Source organism: Xanthobacter lutulentifluminis (assembly GCF_043194675.2).
Taxonomy (GTDB): Bacteria; Pseudomonadota; Alphaproteobacteria; order Rhizobiales; family Xanthobacteraceae; genus Xanthobacter.
Window position 1 is genome coordinate 2,988,721 of the sequence record NZ_CM195525.1, and the last position, 16,593, is coordinate 3,005,313.

Consider the following 16,593-nt stretch of genomic DNA (forward strand, 5'->3'; position numbering starts at 1 on the left):
CGGGCCTGTCCCAATCCCGCGCCTTTGCGCATAGTCTCCAGGCCATGACCCTATTCGAGACCGCCTTCGCTTCCGCCGCCCTTCCCGCATCCGGCCCCGCCCCGTGGGCGCCTGCGCGCAAGGTGCGCCATGTCTGACGTCGCCGCCGCCCCCGTCGCCCTCGCCGACGACGCGCCCCACCTGCTGGTGGTGGACGACGACAGCCGCATCCGCACCCTGCTGTCGCGCTTCCTGACCGAGAACGGCTATCGCGTCACCACCGCCGCGTCGGCGGCGGAGGCGCGCAGCCGGCTGGAGGGGCTCGCCTTCGACCTTCTGGTGCTCGACGTGATGATGCCGGGCGAGAGCGGCCTCGACCTCGCCCGCGACCTCAGGCGCGGCTCCGCCGTGCCCATCCTCATGCTCACCGCCCGCTCGGAGACCGCCGACCGCATCACCGGGCTCGAGGCGGGGGTGGATGACTATGTGGCGAAGCCGTTCGAGCCGCGCGAGCTGCTGCTGCGCATCGGCTCCATCCTCAAGCGGGCGTTGCCGCCGCCGCAGAAGGCCATCGAGAGCGTCCGCTTCGGCGAGTTCGCCTTCCACCTGGAACGCGGCGAGCTCACCCGCAGCGGCGAGATCGTCCGCATCACCGAGCGCGAGCGCGACATGCTGCGCACCCTCGCCGAGGAGCCGGGCGAGACCGTGCCCCGGCTCGCCCTCGCCGGCGGCGGGGCCGCCAGCGAGCGGGCGGTGGACGTGCAGGTGAACCGCCTGCGCCGCAAGCTGGAGCGCGACCCCGCCAATCCGGTGCACCTGCAGACCGTGCGCGGCATCGGCTACCGGCTGGTGGTGACGCCTTGAGCGTGGCGGACAGCGGCCCCTCCGGCCTGCGCCATGCGGCGCGCCATGTGGGCGCCTGGCTGAAGGAGGCCAATTCCCGCTTCGCCGCCTGGTTCAACCGGGTGACGCCGAAGGGGCTCTATCCGCGCTCGCTGCTCATCATCGTCACGCCCATGGTGATCCTGCAGTCGGTGGTGGCCTTCGTCTTCATGGAGCGCCACTACAACACGGTGACGCGCCGGCTCTCGGCCGCCGTCAGCCAGGACATCTCGGCGGTGGTGGCGCTCTACGACGTGCTGCCGAAGGACAAGGACTATCTGGCGCTGCGCACCTTCGCCTCGCGCCACCTGCAGCTCAACGTCTCCGTGCTGCCGATGACGCCGCTGCCGGCGCCGGGGCCCAAGCCCTTCTTCTCGGTGCTCGACAGCGCCCTGTCGCGCGAGATCGACCGGCGGGTGAAGCGCCCGTTCTGGATCGACACGGTGGGCCGCTCCAACCTCATCGAGATCCGCATCAGGATGGACGACGCGGTGCTGCGCATCCTCGCCCAGCGCAACGCCGCCTATGCCTCCAACTCGCACATCTTCATCCTGTGGATGGTGGGGACATCGCTGGTCCTGCTGACCGTCGCCATCCTGTTCCTGCGCAACCAGATCCGCCCCATCGAGAACCTCGCCGACGCGGCCGAGGCGTTCGGCAAGGGCCGGGACGTGGAGAATTTCCGCCCCCGCGGCGCCCGCGAGGTGCGGCGCGCTGCGGTGGCCTTCCTGGAGATGAAGCGGCGCATCGAGCGGCAGATCGAGCAGCGCACCACCATGCTCGCCGGTGTCTCCCACGACATGCGCACCATCCTCACCCGCTTCAAGCTGGAGCTCGCCTTCCTGCCCGAGGGCGCCGACACCGACGCGCTGAAGAAGGACGTGGACGAGCTGCAGGGCATGCTGGAAGCCTATCTCGCCTTCGCCCGCGGCGATCCCGGCGAGCAGGTCGCGCTCACCGACATGGACCAGCTGGTGGAGGACCTGCGCCTCAACGCCGAGCGCGACGGCGCGACCGCCGAGGCGAGCTTCATGGGTCCGCCGCTGGTGGAGGTGAAGGGCGACCAGCTCAAGCGCTGCATCGGCAACCTCGTGAACAATGCCGTGCGCCACGCCAACCGCGTCGCCATCGCCGGCACCCGCGACGCGCGCTGGCTCATCGTGCACGTGGACGACGACGGCCCCGGCATTCCCGAGGAAAAGCGCGAGGAGGTGTTCCGCCCGTTCCTGCGGCTCGACGATGCCCGCAACCAGGATGACGGCGGCTCCGGCCTCGGCCTGTCCATCGCCCGCGACATCGCCCGCGCCCATGGCGGCGACGTCATCCTCTCCGACAGCCCGCTGGGGGGGCTCAGGGCGAGCGTGCGCATTCCGGTCTGAGGGGGCTGGCGAATCTGCGGCGCCCGCGCGAGGCTGGGCGCCCCACTTCCGGCTACCGCCAGCGGCGCGGACCCTTCATGCGGAACACCACCGACCTCGCCCTCGCCTTCGACACCGTGCTCCAGCATCCCTGGTTTGCCGTCACCGGCGCCATCGGCATCGTCGCCTTCTCGGTCTCGGGCGTCATCATCGCCCGCACCGAGCGCTACTCCCTGTTCGGCGCCTTCGTGCTGGCGGCGCTGCCGGCGGTGGGGGGCGGCATGGTGCGCGACTTCCTGGTGAACCGCCCGCTGCCGGCCTCGGTGGCGAGCCCCGTGCCGCTCCTGACCGTGATGGGCGTGGTGGCGGCGAGCTACCTGTTCCTGCGGCTGGTGGACCGGTTGGCCGGACAGTCGCTGCTGTTCTTCGATCTGGTGCATTTGTACGTCCGGGTGCGGGGCCGGGTTTCGCCACGCATGGCGCTGGAGATGGCGGATGCGGTGGGGCTTGCGGCCTTCACCCTGACCGGCGCGGGCGTCGCCTTCAGCTTCGCGCCGGACCCGATCCTGCTGTGGGCGCCCCTGCTCGCGGCGCTGACGGGGGCGGGCGGCGGCATCCTGCGCGACATGCTGCGGCCGGGCGCCGGCAATCCCATGCTGAAGCGGGCCTTCTATGCCGAGATCGCGTTTCTCTGGGCGTTCGTCCTCACCGCCGTCCTGCTCCTCCTGCCCGAGGTCGCCGCCGCCGCGGTGATGACCGAGGCCATGGTCGCGACCTTCGCCGGCGTGCTGGCGACACGGCTGCTGGTGGTCCACTTCCGGCTAGAAGCGCCCAAATTCTAGGCTTGCCCACATCATGGGCTTGTCATGCGCGGCGGGGTGATGGTCCCCTGCAGGGATGGACGAGCCGACGCCATTCTTCCTCGACGCGCTGGTGCAGACCCATCCGGGCCTCGCCCTTCTGCGCCTCGCCGCGCTCCTCGCCGAAGGCGGCGCGGCGGACGAGGACACCCTCGACCTCCTGTTCGAGCGCATGGAGGCCGGCGCGCTCGACGGGCTCGATCCCGCCGACATGTGGCCGGAGCTGGCGCGCGGCCTGATGGGCGCGGTACCCTCCGCCATGGTGCGGGCGCTGCGCGAGGGTGGGGTGCTGGACGTCATCCTGCCGGAGATCGATGCCATCTTCGGCGTGCCCCAATTGTCTGACGGCGCCGACGAGGTGGACCTCGGCGCGCTGCTCCTCGCATCGCTCGACGAGGCCGCCCGCCGCGCTGCGCCGCTGGAGGTGCGGTTCGCCCTGCTGGTGATGCACGCCGGCAAGTCCGACAGCCCGCGCGAGCATCTGCCGGTGCATTACCGCCACATGGAGCGCGCCGCCCCGCGCATCGAGGACATCTGCGCCCGCTTTGCGGTGGCGCCGGAGTGCCGGGAGCTTGCCCTGCTGGCCCTGAACGAGTGCGAGCGGGTGCATCGCGTCTCGCCCGTGCGCGCGGGGCCGGTGGCGGCCATGCTGGAGCGCACCGGCGCCTTCCGCGATCCCGAGCTGTTCGCCCGGCTGATGCTGGTGGCCACCTGCGATTATTTCGGCCATGGCGGACGGGCGGGGGAGGCGCATCCCAAGGTGGACCTGCTGGCGATCGCCCGCGCCGCGTGCGCCGGCGTCACGGGCGAGGATGCCGATGCGCTCGCCTTCGCCCGTGCCCAGGCCATCGCATCGGCCTTCCGTTCCGAGCGCTGGGCGGAGAGCGGCGCCTGAGGCTTTGGCTAGAACAGCCGCCCGCCATTGGGCACGGGCTTGCTCGGGGAGACGAGCACCACCGCCCCGTCCGCGTCCGGAAAGCCCAGCGTGAGCACCTGCGACATGAAGGGGCCGATCTGCCGCGGCGGAAAATTCACCACCGCCGCCACCTGCCGCCCCACCAGCTCCTCCGGCGTGTAATGCACGGTGATCTGCGCCGACGAGCACTTCACCCCGATCTCCTCCCCGAAATCGATGGTGAGCTTGAACGCCGGCTTCCGCGCCTGCGGAAACGGCTCCGCCGCGAGGATGGTGCCGACGCGGATGTCGACCTTGAGGAAGTCGTCGAAGGTGATGAGGGCAGGTGCGCTGTCGCCGGACATGGGGGGCCTTCCGATGGTCTTCCCCTTATAGGCCACGGGCCGAAAAAGCCGAGGCCCCGGGCAGGCGAGCGCGAGCTTGACAGTACGTCAGGGGGGCAAGTATTCAGCAATTATTAACTATAAAAGCCGGGGGTGGCGCCGTGTCGAGCAGGATTTCGGGTCTCGCGGGAATGATCGCGGCTGTCTGCGCCCTCGGCGCGGCGGCCTCCTCGGCGGCGCAGGAAACGGCTTATGACCGGGTGGGCCGCTGGTCCATCACCGCCGTGTTCGCGGGCTCCCAGTTCGGCTACTGCGCGGCCGACGTGGACAATGGCAACGTGCAGTTCCGCATCGGTACGGACGGGCGCTCGTGGCAGATCGGCGTGCCCTACTACGGCAACAAGAAGCGGGTGGAGGGCTATTACGGCTTCGGCGCCGCCGCCGAGGTGGGCAACTTCCGCGCGGAGGGCGACGGCTGGGCCTCCATGCCGATCACCGCCGACCAGCTGAACGCCTTCCGCACCCTGCCGGAATTCTCCATCAACCTCGATCGCGGCGAGCAGACGTGGAAGCTCAACGGAGCCGCCGTGGCCATGGGCAAGGCGCTGGAGTGCGCCCGCAATCGAGGCAACAAGCCCTCCCCGCCGCCGCAGCAGCAGAGCGCGGCCGGAGGCAAGAACTGCCCGGCGCCGGGTAGCGTCCGCTCCCAGAACAGCAACGCGCCGGTGACGGTCAATTTCGTGAATCTCTCCAAGATCCCGCTGAACATCATGTGGATCGACTTCAACGGCCAGTGGAAGAAGTATCACACGCTGGCGCCCGACTCCCACAAGATCCAGCAGACCTTCGGCACGCACCCCTGGATCGCCGTGGACGCCCGCGGCAACTGCCACGGCGGGGTGATGTACGGCAATCCGAAGTCGAAGGACGAGGGCGACAACATGTTCCAGATCTGGGAGTGAGGCGCCTTCGTCGCGTCCCCGGCGGAACGAGCGGGGGCTCACCCCCGCTCGAAGCGCTCCACGAACTCCGCCACCCGCCGGTCCACCCGCACGTCGCGGCCGGTAATGGCCCGCACCAGCGACAGCCCCTCCAGCGTCCGCGCCCGTGACAGCGCCACATAGGCCTGGCCCGGCGCGAAGGCGCCGTCGGCGAAGTCGATGCGGACGTCGTCGAGGGTCAGGCCCTGCGCCTTGTGCATGGTCAGGGCCCAGGCGGGGGCCAGCGGCAGCTGGGTGTAGGTGCCCACCACCTGCGCCTCCAGCCGTCCGCCCGGCTCGTCCCAGCCGTAGCGGATGCGCTCCCAGGTGAAGGCCTCGATCTCCACGGTGGGGCCGGCATCCAGCTTCACCACGGCGGAATGGGCGCCGAGGCCCACCACCGTGCCCACCGAGCCGTTGACCCAGCGCCGCGCCGGATCGTTGCGCAGCGCCATCACCCGCGCGCCGCGCTTCAGCACCAGCTTCTCCGCCACCGGCAGGCGGTCGCCCTCCAGGCCGAACTCGCCCTTGAGCAGCCCGTCGAAGGCGCGCCCCTCGTCGGAAAGGGCGGCGAGACCACGGGCGTTGTAGGCATCGGCACGGGCGTTGGTGGGGGTGAGGAGCACGGGCAGCGCGCCCTCGCGATGCGGCCGCACGCAGGCCGCGTTCAGCGCCTCCGCCGCCTCCCGCGCGCCGCGGCCCCGGCGCAGGGCGTCCAGCATGGCGATGAAGGCGCGGTCGGTCTGGCGGTGGACGTGGGTGAAGGGGACGGCGGTCACCTCCCGCCCGTCCAGCGCCTTGGCGTTGAAGGCGAACGGCCCCTCGTATCCCATCCGGCCCAGCATCTCCTGCTCGGCGAAGGGCACCACGGGGGGGAGCTGGAGGAAATCCCCCACCAGCACCATCTGCACGCCGCCGAACGGTTCGGAGCTGTCGCGGGCGATGCGCAGCGAGATGTCGATGGCGTCGAGCAGGTCGGCCCGCACCATGGAAATCTCGTCGATCACCACCCGGTCGAGCTTCTTCAAGAGGCGCCGCACCTGCACGCGCGGCTTCACCTCGTCCGGGTTGAGCAGGCGCGGCGGGATGCCGAAGAAGGAATGGATGGTCTGCCCGCCCACCTGCAGGGCGGCGACACCGGTGGGCGCGAGGAACACCTGACGCCCGCGCGGGGTCTTGCGCAGGGCATGGAGGAAGGTGGTCTTGCCGGTGCCGGCGCCGCCGAGAACCATCAGCAGCGGCGCTCGGGCGTCGATGGCGGCAAGCGCCCGGGCGGCGCTGTCGTCGCCGGCCTCGGCGGGCGTGATCTCCCCGCCGCTCACGGCAGGAGGCCGGCCTCGCGCGCGAGGTCGATGAGCGGGCGCTGCGGCCGGGCGCCCATCTGGCCGATGATCTCGCCCGCCGCCAGCGCGCCGAGGCGCAGCGCCGTGGCGGGATCGCGCCCGCGGGTGTAGGCGGCGAGGAAGCCGGCGGCGAACAGGTCGCCCGCGCCGGTGGTGTCCACCACCCGCTCCACCGGATGGGCCGGCACGCTCACCACCGCGCCGGAGGTGACGAAGGAGGCGCCCTTCTCCGAGCGCGTCACCACCGCCTCCTTGGCGTCGCGGCGCAGGGCCACCACGGCGGCGTCGAAATCGGCGGTCTCGTAGAGCGACTTCAGCTCGCCTTCGTTGCAGAACACGAGGTCCACCGTGCCGCCCCGGATCAGGTCCAGGAACTCACCGCGGTAGCGGTCCACGCAGAAGGCGTCGGAGAGGGAGAGCGCCACCTTGCGGCCGGCGGCATGGGCGATCTGCGCGGCGGCGAGGAACGCCTGCTTGGCCGGCGGCGGATCCCACAGATAGCCTTCCAGATAGGTGACGGCGGCGCTCTCCACGTCCACCTGGCTGATGTCGGCGGTGGTGAGGTTCTGGGCGGCGCCGAGATAGGTGTTCATGGTGCGCTCGCCGTCCGGGGTCACCAGGATGAGGCAGCGCGCGGTGGACGGGCCGTTCTCGGCCGCAGGGGTGGCGAAGGCGACGCCGGCGGCGCGGATGTCGTGGCCGAACACGGTGCCGAGCCCGTCGGCGGCCACCCGGCCGATGAAGCCGGTCTTGCCGCCGAGGGAGGCGATGCCGGCGGCGGTGTTGGCGGCCGAGCCGCCGGAGGCTTCCGTGCCGGGGCCCATGGCGCCGTAGAGCCGCTCCGCCTCGACCTCGTCGATGAGCGCCATGCTGCCCTTGGCCATGCCATGGGCGGCGAGGAAGTCCTCCTCCGCGCGGGAGAGGACATCGACGATGGCGTTGCCGATGGCGAGGACGTCGAGGGCGCTTGCGGTCACGGGCGGCGGTCTCCGGAGGGAACGGCGTTGCCGTAGCACTGGCAGGCTGGCCGGTGCAATCGCCGCGCAAGCCTCGCGCAAGGGGTCCGGAGGTATCTTGTGGTGTCGCGCGGGCGCATTTTAACCGCGTTGGCGGCGCGCGGACCCGTTCCTGCGCCACCCTCTTGCCGCGAAGGCATTGTTTTTGCCAATTTCGACGGCGGGGATCGTTCGTGCGCCGTCAATCCGGCCTGTCAGCCGTGCGCTTCGTGTCGGAGCGTCACGAGATGTGATCGGCGGGCCGGGCCGGGGAATGGTAAAGGCCGACGAACGATTGTGGAATCATCGCGCGCGGTGCCGGGCGCGCGGGAACTGGGCGAGAGGGAACATGTCGCGCAAATACTTCGGGACCGATGGCGTGCGCGGGCGCGCCAACGCGACGCTCACCGCCGATCTGGCGCTGCGGGTCGGCATGGCGGCAGGCCTCGTGTTCCGGCGCGGCGAATACCGTCACCGGGTGGTGATCGGCAAGGACACCCGTCTCTCGGGCTACATGATCGAGAACGCGCTGGTGGCGGGCTTCACCTCGGTGGGCATGGACGTGCTGCTGCTCGGCCCGGTGCCGACCCCGGCGGTGGGCATGCTGACCCGATCCATGCGCGCCGACCTCGGCGTCATGATCTCCGCCTCGCACAATCCGTTCGACGACAACGGCATCAAGCTGTTCGGCCCGGACGGCTTCAAGCTCTCCGATGACGTGGAGCGCGAGATCGAGGCGCTGATCGAGGAGGACCTCGCCAAGCGCCTCGCCAAGCCCGCCGAGATCGGCCGCGCCCGCCGGCTGGAGGGCGTGCACGCCCGCTACATCGAATATGCCAAGCGCACCCTGCCGCGGAACCAGTCGTTCGAGGGCATCCGGGTGGTGGTCGATTGCGCCAACGGCGCCGGCTACAAGGTGGCGCCCGAGGCGCTGTGGGAGCTTGGCGCGGAAGTGGTGGCCATCGGTGTCGAGCCGGATGGCATGAACATCAACCGCGATGTGGGCTCCACCTCGCCGGCCGCGCTTTCCGCCAAGGTGCGGGAAGTGCGCGCCGACATCGGCATCGCCCTCGACGGCGACGCGGACCGCGTCATCATCGTGGACGAGAAGGGTCACACGGTGGACGGCGACCAGCTCATGGCCGTGGTGGCCGAGAGCTTCAAGGAGGACGGCCGCCTCGCCCGCAGCGGCCTTGTCGCCACCGTCATGTCCAACCTCGGTCTGGAGCGTTATCTCGCCGGGGAGGGCATCAGCCTCGCCCGCACCGCGGTGGGCGACCGCTACGTGCTCGAGCGCATGCGCGCGGACGGCTACAACGTGGGCGGCGAGCAGTCCGGCCACATCATCCTGTCCGACTATTCCACCACCGGCGACGGCCTCGTGGCGGCCCTTCAGGTGCTGGCGGTGGTGGCCCGGCAGGGCCGGCCGGTGTCCGAGGTCTGCCACCGGTTCGATCCCTTGCCGCAGATCCTCAAGAACGTGCGTTACCGCAGCGGCCGGCCGCTGGAGGACGAGGCCGTCAAGAGCGTCATCGCCGACGCCGAGCGCCGCCTCGCCAACCACGGCCGCCTGCTGATCCGCCCCTCCGGCACCGAGCCGGTGATCCGCGTGATGGGCGAGGGCGACGACCGCGACCTGGTGGAGAACGTGGTCGACGACGTGATCGACGTGCTGCAGAAGGTCGCCGCCTGAGGGCGCGGCGACCGGGAGGCTTAACCGTTCGTCAGGGTTAATCCGGCCTTAAAGCTTCCCGTGCCAGGGTCCACGCAACGGATTCTGGCACGGGTTTTGGCGATGGCGCGGTTCTGGGTGGCGCGGGGCGTGGTGCTTGCCGGCGCGGTCGGGCTTCTTTCCTCCCTCGGCGGCGGCGCGCGCGCGGCCGATCCGGAGGCGGCGGAGATGCTCGCCAAGCTCGGCCGGCCCGGCGATTTCTCCCTCGCCCCGCCCGAAGTCTCGGAGGACGCCCCTTCCGGCTGGTACGTGCGGGCGGATGCCGGCTATTCGGCAGCTTCCGGTGCCGGCCTCTCGGTCGGCGGCCTGCCGCTGGGGCTCGATGTCTCGGGCGCGGGCTGGTCCGCCGGCGGCGGCATCGGCTATCGCTTCCTGCCCTCGCTGCGCGCCGACGCGACGCTGGATTATCTCTCCCTCGGCTCGACCCGGCTCGGCCTGTGGCAGTTCGATGCCGCGTCCACCGTCGCGCAGGCCAACCTGTACTGGGACATCGCCACCATCGCCGGCTTCACGCCCTATGTGGGCGCCGGCGCCGGCTTCGCCATCACGACGCTGGATGCGCCGCTGGCGCTGGGGCCGTCGGGCAACGACTGGCGGTTCGCGTGGTCCGTCTCGGGCGGCGTGTCCTACGCCTTCAGCCCGGATCTCAGCCTCGACCTGAGCTATCGCTATCTCGATCTCGGCGCGCCGTCCTGGTCGGGCGGGCCCGCCATGGGCGGCACCAGCGCCCAGCAGGTGCGGCTCGGCGTGCGCTACACCCTGCGGTGAGCGCCGCCCCGTGGCCCGTCACTTCGCGCGGGCGCGCCGGGCGAGCAGCCACTTGATGCGGTCCACCACCTGCTGCGGCTGGTAGGGCTTGGCCACGGCGGGGCCGTCATCGCACAGCTGCGCCGCCTCCGCTGCCGCCTTCTCGGGGGACCCGGCGAGGATGATGTCCACATCCGGATGGGCCGCGCGCATCCATTGGGCGAGGGCGAAGCCTTCCCGATCGCCGGTCGCCGCCGCATCGGCCAGCACCACGTCGATCGGCGTGCCCCCGGCGTCGAGCAGGGCGGCGGCCTCGGCGCCGCTTGCCGCTTCCAGCACCACATAGCCGCAGCCGCGCAGATAATCGGCGATCACGTGGCGCACCACCACGTCGGCATCCACCACCAGGAGAGTGGAGGTCTCGCCGGCGCCCTCGGCCTGCGTCATCCCGCGCTCTCCGGGCGCAGCTGGGCGTCGATGAGCTGGAGCACGCTTTCCATCCGGTACGGCTTGGCGAGGAAGGGCGCCACCCGCGCCGCCACCGCCTGCTCGAAATGGCCGGAGGTGAGGATAACCGGCAGACCGGGCCGCTCGGCGCCGAGCCGGCGCGCGAGCTCGTATCCATCCAGATTGCCGCCGGTTCGCACGTCGGAGAACACGATGTCCACCACCAGCCCGGCGGCCAGCGCGTCATAGGCCTCCTGCGCCGAGGCCGCCTCGATGACGGTGAGGCCGGCCGCGCGCAGCTCGCCCGCCGTCACCATGCGGACGAGCACGTCGTCCTCCACCAGCAAGACGGTGCGCGTCGTCGGTGCGGGGGTGAGCGAAAGTCCCTGGAGTGACATGAGGGGGGCGGTTCCGGCGGTTTCGTCTGCAGAAACGCTCATCGGTCGAGCTTGTTCCGCCCGCGTGCAAGGTCCGGTGCCAAGATCGGAAAAACCGATGCGGGCGATCCCAACTTTCGATTGGCTGCGACGGCGTCCGGCGTCGAAAGTCGGCATCACCTCCAGTCTAGGGAAAGCCCGCCCGTGAGCCTGACCATCTATTTCCTCAACGGACCCAACGCCAATCTCTACGGCCTCGACCCCTCCGGCACTTACGGGCGGGAGAGCTTTCCGGCCATCCGCGAGCGCTGCCTCGCCTGCGCCGCCGGCCTCGGCGTGACGCTGGATTTCCGCCAGTCCAACCACGAGGGCGAGATCGTCGACTGGATCCAGGAGGCGCGGCTCAAGGCGGATGCCATCGTCATCAATGCGGCGGGCCTCACCTACACGTCCATCGCCATCCTCGACGCCCTGCTCGCCTTCGACGGGCCGATCATCGAGACCCACATGAGCAACATCTGGAAGCGCGAGCCCTTCCGCCACCATTCCTACGTTTCCCGCGCGGCCACCGGCGTGGTGGCGGGGCTGGGCGCGCTGGGCTACGAACTGGCCATCGGCGCGGCGGCGCGGCTCGCCGCCGAGCGCGCGGAGGGCAGGGCGAAGTGAGCGGGCAGCACAGCATCCAGCACGGCACGCAGGAGGCCGCGCCCCTTCAGGCGACACCGGCCGGCGTCCTCGTCTTCTACAGCGCGGTGGACGTGGGGCAGGAGTGGAAGGACGCGCTTCAGGCCGCCTGCCCCGCGCTCGAGGTCTGGGTCGCCGACCCGGTTGACGCCAGCCTGCCGGGTGACCCGGCCAGGGTGCGCTACACGCTGGTGTGGAAGCCGCCGCAGGGCTTCTTCGCCCGCTTTCCCAACCTGAAGCTCATCATCAACCTCGGCGCCGGGGTGGACGCGCTGGTGACGCGGGACGACCTGCCGGACGTGCCCGTCACCCGCGTGTCCGATCCCAACATGGCGCGGATGATGGCCTCGTTCGTGCTGTTCTGCGTGCTGCGCCACGCCCGCGAGATCCCCACCTTCGAGCGGGCCCAGCGGGAGCGGCGCTGGCATTATGTGCATCCCCGCCCGGCGGAGGAGATCCGCGTGGGCGTGCTCGGCCTCGGCGAGCTCGGGGCCACGGCGGCGCTGGAGCTGGCGCGGCAGGGCTTTCAGGTCAGCGGCTGGTCGCGCACCCCGAAGACGCTCGCGGGCGTGCGCTGCGTCCACGGGCTCGAGGCGCTGGACGACTTCCTCGGCGGCTGCGAGATCGTGGTGGTGCTGCTGCCGCTGACGCCCGACACGCGCGGGCTGATGAATGCCGAGCGGCTCGCCCGGCTGCCGCGCGGGGCGCGCTTCATCAATGTCTCGCGCGGGCCGGTGGTGGTGGAGGCGGCGCTGGTGGAGGCGCTGCGCTCCGGCCAGATCGGAGAGGCCACCCTCGACGTGTTTGAGGTGGAGCCGCTGCCGGCCGAGAGCCCGCTGTGGGGCATGGACAACGTGCTCATCACCCCGCACCTCGCCTCCATCGCCATCCCCCGCACCGCCGCCGCCCAGATCGCCGGCAACATCGCGCGGGTGGATGCGGGCGAGGCGGTCGAGAACCGGGTGGACCCGCTGCGCGGCTACTGAGGGGTGGAAGGAGGGGCGTCCATCTACCCCTCAGGAGCCGCGCTGACGTGGACCCAGCCTGGCGGGAGCGCCATTCCTGCCGGGCTTCCGGGACGGCGATCCTGCTGCGCTGGCGCGGCGGGGCTGCGGCCGCGACGAGGCAAGGCGATGGGCGCCGCCGTTCGGGACGGGCGCGTTCCGGCATTGGGTCGCGGCGCTTCCGCGCACGGATGGCGCCGGCAATGTCTGCCGAAGCAAGGCCATAGCCGGACCGCCCGCATGCGCCCGTCGCGCGTGGCAGGTTCGCAGCCCGCGGCCGCCCGCCGGACGGTCCGGCCTCAGCGCCCGGTCAGCTTCTCGCGCAGGCGCTCCTCCTGCGCCGCGACCTCGGGCGTGATGGCGTCGCCGAAATCCTCCATCTCGTAGAGCGGGCGGATCTCGATCTCGCTCGGTCCGGGCATGGGGTTGGGGCAGCGCTTCACCCACGCCACCGCCTCCTCCATGTCCTTCACCTGCCACATCCAGAAGCCGGCGATGAGCTCCTTGGTCTCGGCGAAGGGGCCATCCATGACGATGCGGCTCGCACCGTCGAACGCCACCCGCTTGCCGGCGGAGGAAGGCTTCAGCCCGTCGCCGGACAGCATGATGCCGGCATTCACCAGCTCCTCGTTGAAACGGCCCATGGCCTCCAGCAGCTCGGTGGAGGGCAGGGTGCCCGCCTCGCTGTCGGCCGTCGCCTTCACGATCACCATCACGCGCATCACGGGTCTCCTCGTGCGATCCGGGCGGGGCATCCCCCGGCATCCTTCCCCAAGGACGCGCCGCCGGACGCAGGCCGACATGTCCGGCGCGGATTTTTTGCGCCTAGTCCATGTCCGGCGCGATGGAGCCGGGGGCGAACATGCCGCCCGGCGAGAAGGCGCCGGACAGGAAGCGGGCGAACACCTCCACCGCCGGCCGCATGGGCTGGCGGCGCAGCGACAGGCGCATGACCCGCACCGGCGGCAGGCGCTCCTTCAGCGGCCGCACCGCCACCCGGCTGCCGTCATAGGCCATGGTGGTGCGGGGCGAGGCATTGTGCAGCGTGTAGCCCCGCTTCTGCCCCACGAGGCCGCGGATCAGCTCGTAGGAGCGCGAGCGATAGGCGATGCGCGGGGTGATGCCGCAGGCATCGAACAGGGAGAAGAAGTAGTCGCGAGTGTGGGGTAGATCGTAGAGCAGGAACGGCTCGTCGGCCACGTCCTGCAGGGAGACCACGGGCCGGCTCGCCAGCGGATGGTCGGCGGCCAGGACCAGCAGGGGCGGCAGGTCGATGAGGATTTCGCCCGCGAGCTCCTCGGGCACCGCATAGCCATAGGAGACCGCAAGCTCGAGCCGGCCTGAGAGCACGCCGTCGATGATCTCGCGCTGGTCACCTTCCTCCAGCCGCACGGTGATGCCGGGCTGCTCCCCGGCGAAGCGCGCCAGCAGCGCCGGCATGAAGCGGGGGGCGATGGTGAGGAAGCAGCCGAGCGAGATTTCCCCCCTCAGGCTGTCGCCCAGCGCCTCGGCAGTCTGGGCGAAGTCGCGCGCATGGGCGAGCAGGTGCCGCGCCTCGTTCACATAGCGCTGGCCGGCGGGGGTGGGGGTGACCCCGCGCGCATGGTGGCGGATGAACAGGGGAATGCCGAGGTCGGCCTCGGTCTGGGCGATGGCGGCGGAAATGGACGGCTGGGACACGTTCAGCTGCCGGGCCGCCTCGGTCACGTTCCCGCACTCGGCCGCCGCCACCACGTAGCGCAGGGCGCGCAGGGAAAAGTTCATGCCGCTGCGCGCCGGTTCGGGGCGGTGGCGCGGGACGCGGATGGAGGGGCAGAGGACAGGGCAGATGACGGGGCAGTGGCAGGCACGTTCGGGGCTCCGGTGATGCCCTTCAGTCTGGCGCATTGATCTGGATCAGAAAAGCCGATCTTTTCGCCAGAGATAAAATATTTTATCAATCCGACAGGCCGCTCCACTCTCTGCACCAATCCTGGGCATGACCAATTCGGGAGCAGGTGCGAGATGATCAGGACCGGTGCGGCCTACAAGGACGGCCTGCGGGACGGGCGCGAGATCTGGATCGACGGCGAGCGTGTGAAGGATGTCACCACGCATCCCGCCTTCAAGCCGATCGTCGATATCAAGGCCCGCATGTACGACCTCCACCACGAGGAGGCCACCGCTCCGGCGCTGACCTATGTGGAAGACAATGCGGTGCATTCCATCTTCCACCAGCCGCCCACCACCACCGCCCACTGGGATGCCAAGCGCAACGGCGTGGACATCCTCCTGAAGGACGTGGGCGGCGTGGTCACCCGCGTCGGCGACGAGACCATCGGCGAGATGTGGTCGCTGCAGGACGGCCGCGACATGCTGGCTGCCATCGACCCGCGCTTCGCCGCCAACATCGACAACCACATCCGCCGGGTGGTTGAGGAAGACCCCTTCCACGTCTCCGCCAACACCGATCCCAAGGGCGACCGCTCCCGCCACATCTCCGAGCGCGACCCGGACATGATGGTGCACGTCACCCGGGAGACGGATGCCGGCATCATCATCCGCGGCGCCAAGTACGAGACCGCCGCCGCCTATGCCGACCAGGCCTATCTGAAGCCCACCGTGGGCGCCTGGACCGACGAGAAGGAGAGCGACTACGCGCTCGGCTGCATCGTCAAGATGGGCGCGCCGGGGGTGAAGCACATCTGCCGCTCCTCCTTCGCCGGCCGCACCGACCCAAAGGACTATCCCCTCGCCAACCGCTATGACGAGGTGGATACGCTGGTGATCTTCGATGACGTGCTGATCCCCTGGGAGGACGTGTTCTTCTACCGCTACACCAAGGCGGCCCAGTTCGTGCGCGGCACGCTGCACCGCTACTCGGCCTATCCTTACGTGCTGCGCCTGCTCTACGTGGCCGACATGATGATCGGCGCGGCGCTGTGGAACGCCAAGCAGACCGGCCTCGACAAGCTCCAGTCGGTGCAGGAGAAGCTGGCGGACCTCGCGGTCTATCGCGAGGGCATCAACGCCCACCTCACCGCCTCCATCGCGCTGGCCGAGAAGAGCCCGGCGGGCCTGCTGATGCCCAACCAGTCCATCCTCTACGCCGGCCGCGTGCTCGCCTGCTCGCAGCTGCCCGCCATGATGCACGCCACCCGCGAGCTGATCGGCGGCCAGATCTGCGTGACGCCGAACGTCGCCGCCTTCGAGGCCGAGGGCACGGGCGAGTGGCTGAAGAAGTTCTACACCCTCAACGACAACTGGGCGTCCGAGGACCGGCGCAAGCTGCTCGCCTTCGCGCGCGACCTGGTCTCGTCCGACTATGCCGGCCACCGCCTCGCCTTCGTGCAGTTCGCGCAGGCGCCGCACTTCAATCATCTGGCGGCGGTCTACAAGAGCTTCGATTTCTCCGGCCCGCTCGATTTCGTGCGCAAGACGGCGGGCCTTTCCGACAATGTCACGGGCTCGCTGAAATGAGCGCCCCGGTGGAGGCGGACCTGTTCCGCGAGGCCATGCGGCGCATGGCCTCCGGGGTGGCGGTCATCACCACCGACGGGCCGGCCGGGCGGGCGGGGCTCACCGTCTCCTCCCTCGCCTCGCTGTGCATGGAGCCGCCCTCGGTCCTCCTGTGCATCCACGAGAAGAGCGCGGCGCTGCCGGCCATCGAGGCCAACGGCCTGTTCGTCGCCAACGTGCTCGCCCATCACCAGTCGGTGGTGGCCGATGCCTTCGCCGGGCAGGTGCCGCAGTTCCGCGACGACAAGTTCGCCGCGGCCGAGTGGGTGCTGTCCGCCAGTGGCGCGCCGGTGCTGGCGGGCGCGCTTATGAGCTTCGACTGCCGCCTCGCCACCCACCATGCCTATGGCACCCACCGCATCGTGGTGGGGGAGGTGCGCGCCATCCACGGCGCCGCCGCCGAGGCCGAGCCGCTGCTCTACGCCAACCGCGCCTACCGGCGCCTGTCTGCTGCATAAGGGTTTGATC

Annotated in this window: 18 protein-coding genes; 11 read left to right on the forward strand and 7 right to left on the reverse strand. The window is 70.5% G+C overall.

The features are described from left to right. Positions 1-129 precede the first annotated feature (129 nt). The 4 genes from V5F49_RS13650 (at position 130) to V5F49_RS13665 (ending at position 3,974) form a co-directional block, all read left to right on the forward strand. On the forward strand, positions 130-843 hold the full coding sequence (locus V5F49_RS13650) for a response regulator (protein WP_394117267.1): 714 nt from the start codon (positions 130-132) through the stop codon (positions 841-843). Continuing rightward, positions 840-2,240, forward strand: coding sequence for an ATP-binding protein (locus V5F49_RS13655; protein WP_394117266.1), 1,401 nt, complete (start codon positions 840-842; stop codon positions 2,238-2,240). The genes V5F49_RS13650 and V5F49_RS13655 overlap by 4 nt, the downstream gene beginning before the upstream one ends. 77 nt (positions 2,241-2,317) lie before the next feature. Further along, positions 2,318-3,061, forward strand: coding sequence for a trimeric intracellular cation channel family protein (locus V5F49_RS13660; RefSeq protein ID WP_394117265.1), 744 nt, complete (start codon positions 2,318-2,320; stop codon positions 3,059-3,061). A 55-nt stretch (positions 3,062-3,116) separates the two neighbouring features. After that, positions 3,117-3,974, forward strand: coding sequence for a tRNA nucleotidyltransferase (locus V5F49_RS13665; RefSeq protein ID WP_394117264.1), 858 nt, complete (start codon positions 3,117-3,119; stop codon positions 3,972-3,974). Between the two features lie 8 nt (positions 3,975-3,982). Here the strand turns inward: V5F49_RS13665 and V5F49_RS13670 are convergent, their stop codons facing one another. Further along, complete coding sequence (locus V5F49_RS13670; RefSeq protein ID WP_394117263.1) at positions 3,983-4,339, reverse strand: tRNA-binding protein; 357 nt, start codon at positions 4,337-4,339, stop codon at positions 3,983-3,985. 170 nt (positions 4,340-4,509) lie between these two features. Between V5F49_RS13670 and V5F49_RS13675 the strand changes: the two genes are divergently transcribed. Continuing rightward, positions 4,510-5,280 (forward strand): VHL beta domain-containing protein, encoded by a 771-nt coding sequence (locus tag V5F49_RS13675; RefSeq protein WP_394117262.1) that lies wholly within the window; start codon positions 4,510-4,512, stop codon positions 5,278-5,280. Between the two features lie 38 nt (positions 5,281-5,318). Here the strand turns inward: V5F49_RS13675 and V5F49_RS13680 are convergent, their stop codons facing one another. Continuing rightward, positions 5,319-6,620, reverse strand: coding sequence for an ATP-dependent DNA helicase (locus tag V5F49_RS13680; protein WP_394117261.1), 1,302 nt, complete (start codon positions 6,618-6,620; stop codon positions 5,319-5,321). Next, entirely contained in the window at positions 6,617-7,618 is a 1,002-nt protein-coding gene (locus V5F49_RS13685; protein WP_394117260.1) for an adenosine kinase, read from the reverse strand. The genes V5F49_RS13680 and V5F49_RS13685 overlap by 4 nt, the downstream gene beginning before the upstream one ends. A gap of 367 nt (positions 7,619-7,985) precedes the next feature. Here V5F49_RS13685 and glmM point away from each other — a divergent pair, with 367 nt between their 5' ends. Together glmM and V5F49_RS13695 are read left to right on the forward strand one after the other, a co-directional pair. Then, a complete protein-coding gene (gene glmM / locus V5F49_RS13690; protein WP_394117259.1) occupies positions 7,986-9,329 on the forward strand; it encodes a phosphoglucosamine mutase in 1,344 nt (447 codons plus the stop codon). 102 nt (positions 9,330-9,431) lie between these two features. Beyond that, a complete protein-coding gene (locus tag V5F49_RS13695; protein ID WP_394117258.1) occupies positions 9,432-10,136 on the forward strand; it encodes an outer membrane protein in 705 nt (234 codons plus the stop codon). 18 nt (positions 10,137-10,154) lie between these two features. Here the strand turns inward: V5F49_RS13695 and V5F49_RS13700 are convergent, their stop codons facing one another. Together V5F49_RS13700 and V5F49_RS13705 are read right to left on the reverse strand one after the other, a co-directional pair. Beyond that, positions 10,155-10,562, reverse strand: coding sequence for a response regulator (locus tag V5F49_RS13700; RefSeq protein WP_394117257.1), 408 nt, complete (start codon positions 10,560-10,562; stop codon positions 10,155-10,157). Further along, on the reverse strand, positions 10,559-11,002 hold the full coding sequence (locus tag V5F49_RS13705; protein ID WP_394117256.1) for a response regulator: 444 nt from the start codon (positions 11,000-11,002) through the stop codon (positions 10,559-10,561). Before V5F49_RS13705 ends, V5F49_RS13700 begins: the two co-directional genes overlap by 4 nt. A 141-nt stretch (positions 11,003-11,143) precedes the next feature. Here V5F49_RS13705 and V5F49_RS13710 point away from each other — a divergent pair, with 141 nt between their 5' ends. Further along, entirely contained in the window at positions 11,144-11,605 is a 462-nt protein-coding gene (locus V5F49_RS13710; protein WP_394117255.1) for a type II 3-dehydroquinate dehydratase, read from the forward strand. Between the two features lie 14 nt (positions 11,606-11,619). Continuing rightward, on the forward strand, positions 11,620-12,609 hold the full coding sequence (locus tag V5F49_RS13715; protein ID WP_394117381.1) for a 2-hydroxyacid dehydrogenase: 990 nt from the start codon (positions 11,620-11,622) through the stop codon (positions 12,607-12,609). A gap of 317 nt (positions 12,610-12,926) precedes the next feature. Here the strand turns inward: V5F49_RS13715 and V5F49_RS13720 are convergent, their stop codons facing one another. Both V5F49_RS13720 and V5F49_RS13725 read right to left on the reverse strand, forming a co-directional pair. Then, on the reverse strand, positions 12,927-13,349 hold the full coding sequence (locus V5F49_RS13720) for a YciI family protein (protein WP_394117254.1): 423 nt from the start codon (positions 13,347-13,349) through the stop codon (positions 12,927-12,929). Positions 13,350-13,452: 103 nt separating this feature from the next. Continuing rightward, complete coding sequence (locus V5F49_RS13725) at positions 13,453-14,391, reverse strand: LysR family transcriptional regulator (RefSeq protein WP_394117253.1); 939 nt, start codon at positions 14,389-14,391, stop codon at positions 13,453-13,455. 240 nt (positions 14,392-14,631) lie between these two features. Here V5F49_RS13725 and V5F49_RS13730 point away from each other — a divergent pair, with 240 nt between their 5' ends. Together V5F49_RS13730 and V5F49_RS13735 are read left to right on the forward strand one after the other, a co-directional pair. Next, positions 14,632-16,086, forward strand: a complete 1,455-nt coding sequence (locus tag V5F49_RS13730) for a 4-hydroxyphenylacetate 3-hydroxylase family protein (RefSeq protein WP_394117252.1) — start codon at positions 14,632-14,634, stop codon at positions 16,084-16,086. After that, positions 16,083-16,583 carry a flavin reductase family protein gene (locus tag V5F49_RS13735; RefSeq protein WP_394117251.1) on the forward strand — a complete coding sequence of 167 codons (501 nt, stop codon included), beginning with the start codon at positions 16,083-16,085 and terminating at the stop codon, positions 16,581-16,583. Before V5F49_RS13730 ends, V5F49_RS13735 begins: the two co-directional genes overlap by 4 nt. Positions 16,584-16,593 lie beyond the last annotated feature (10 nt).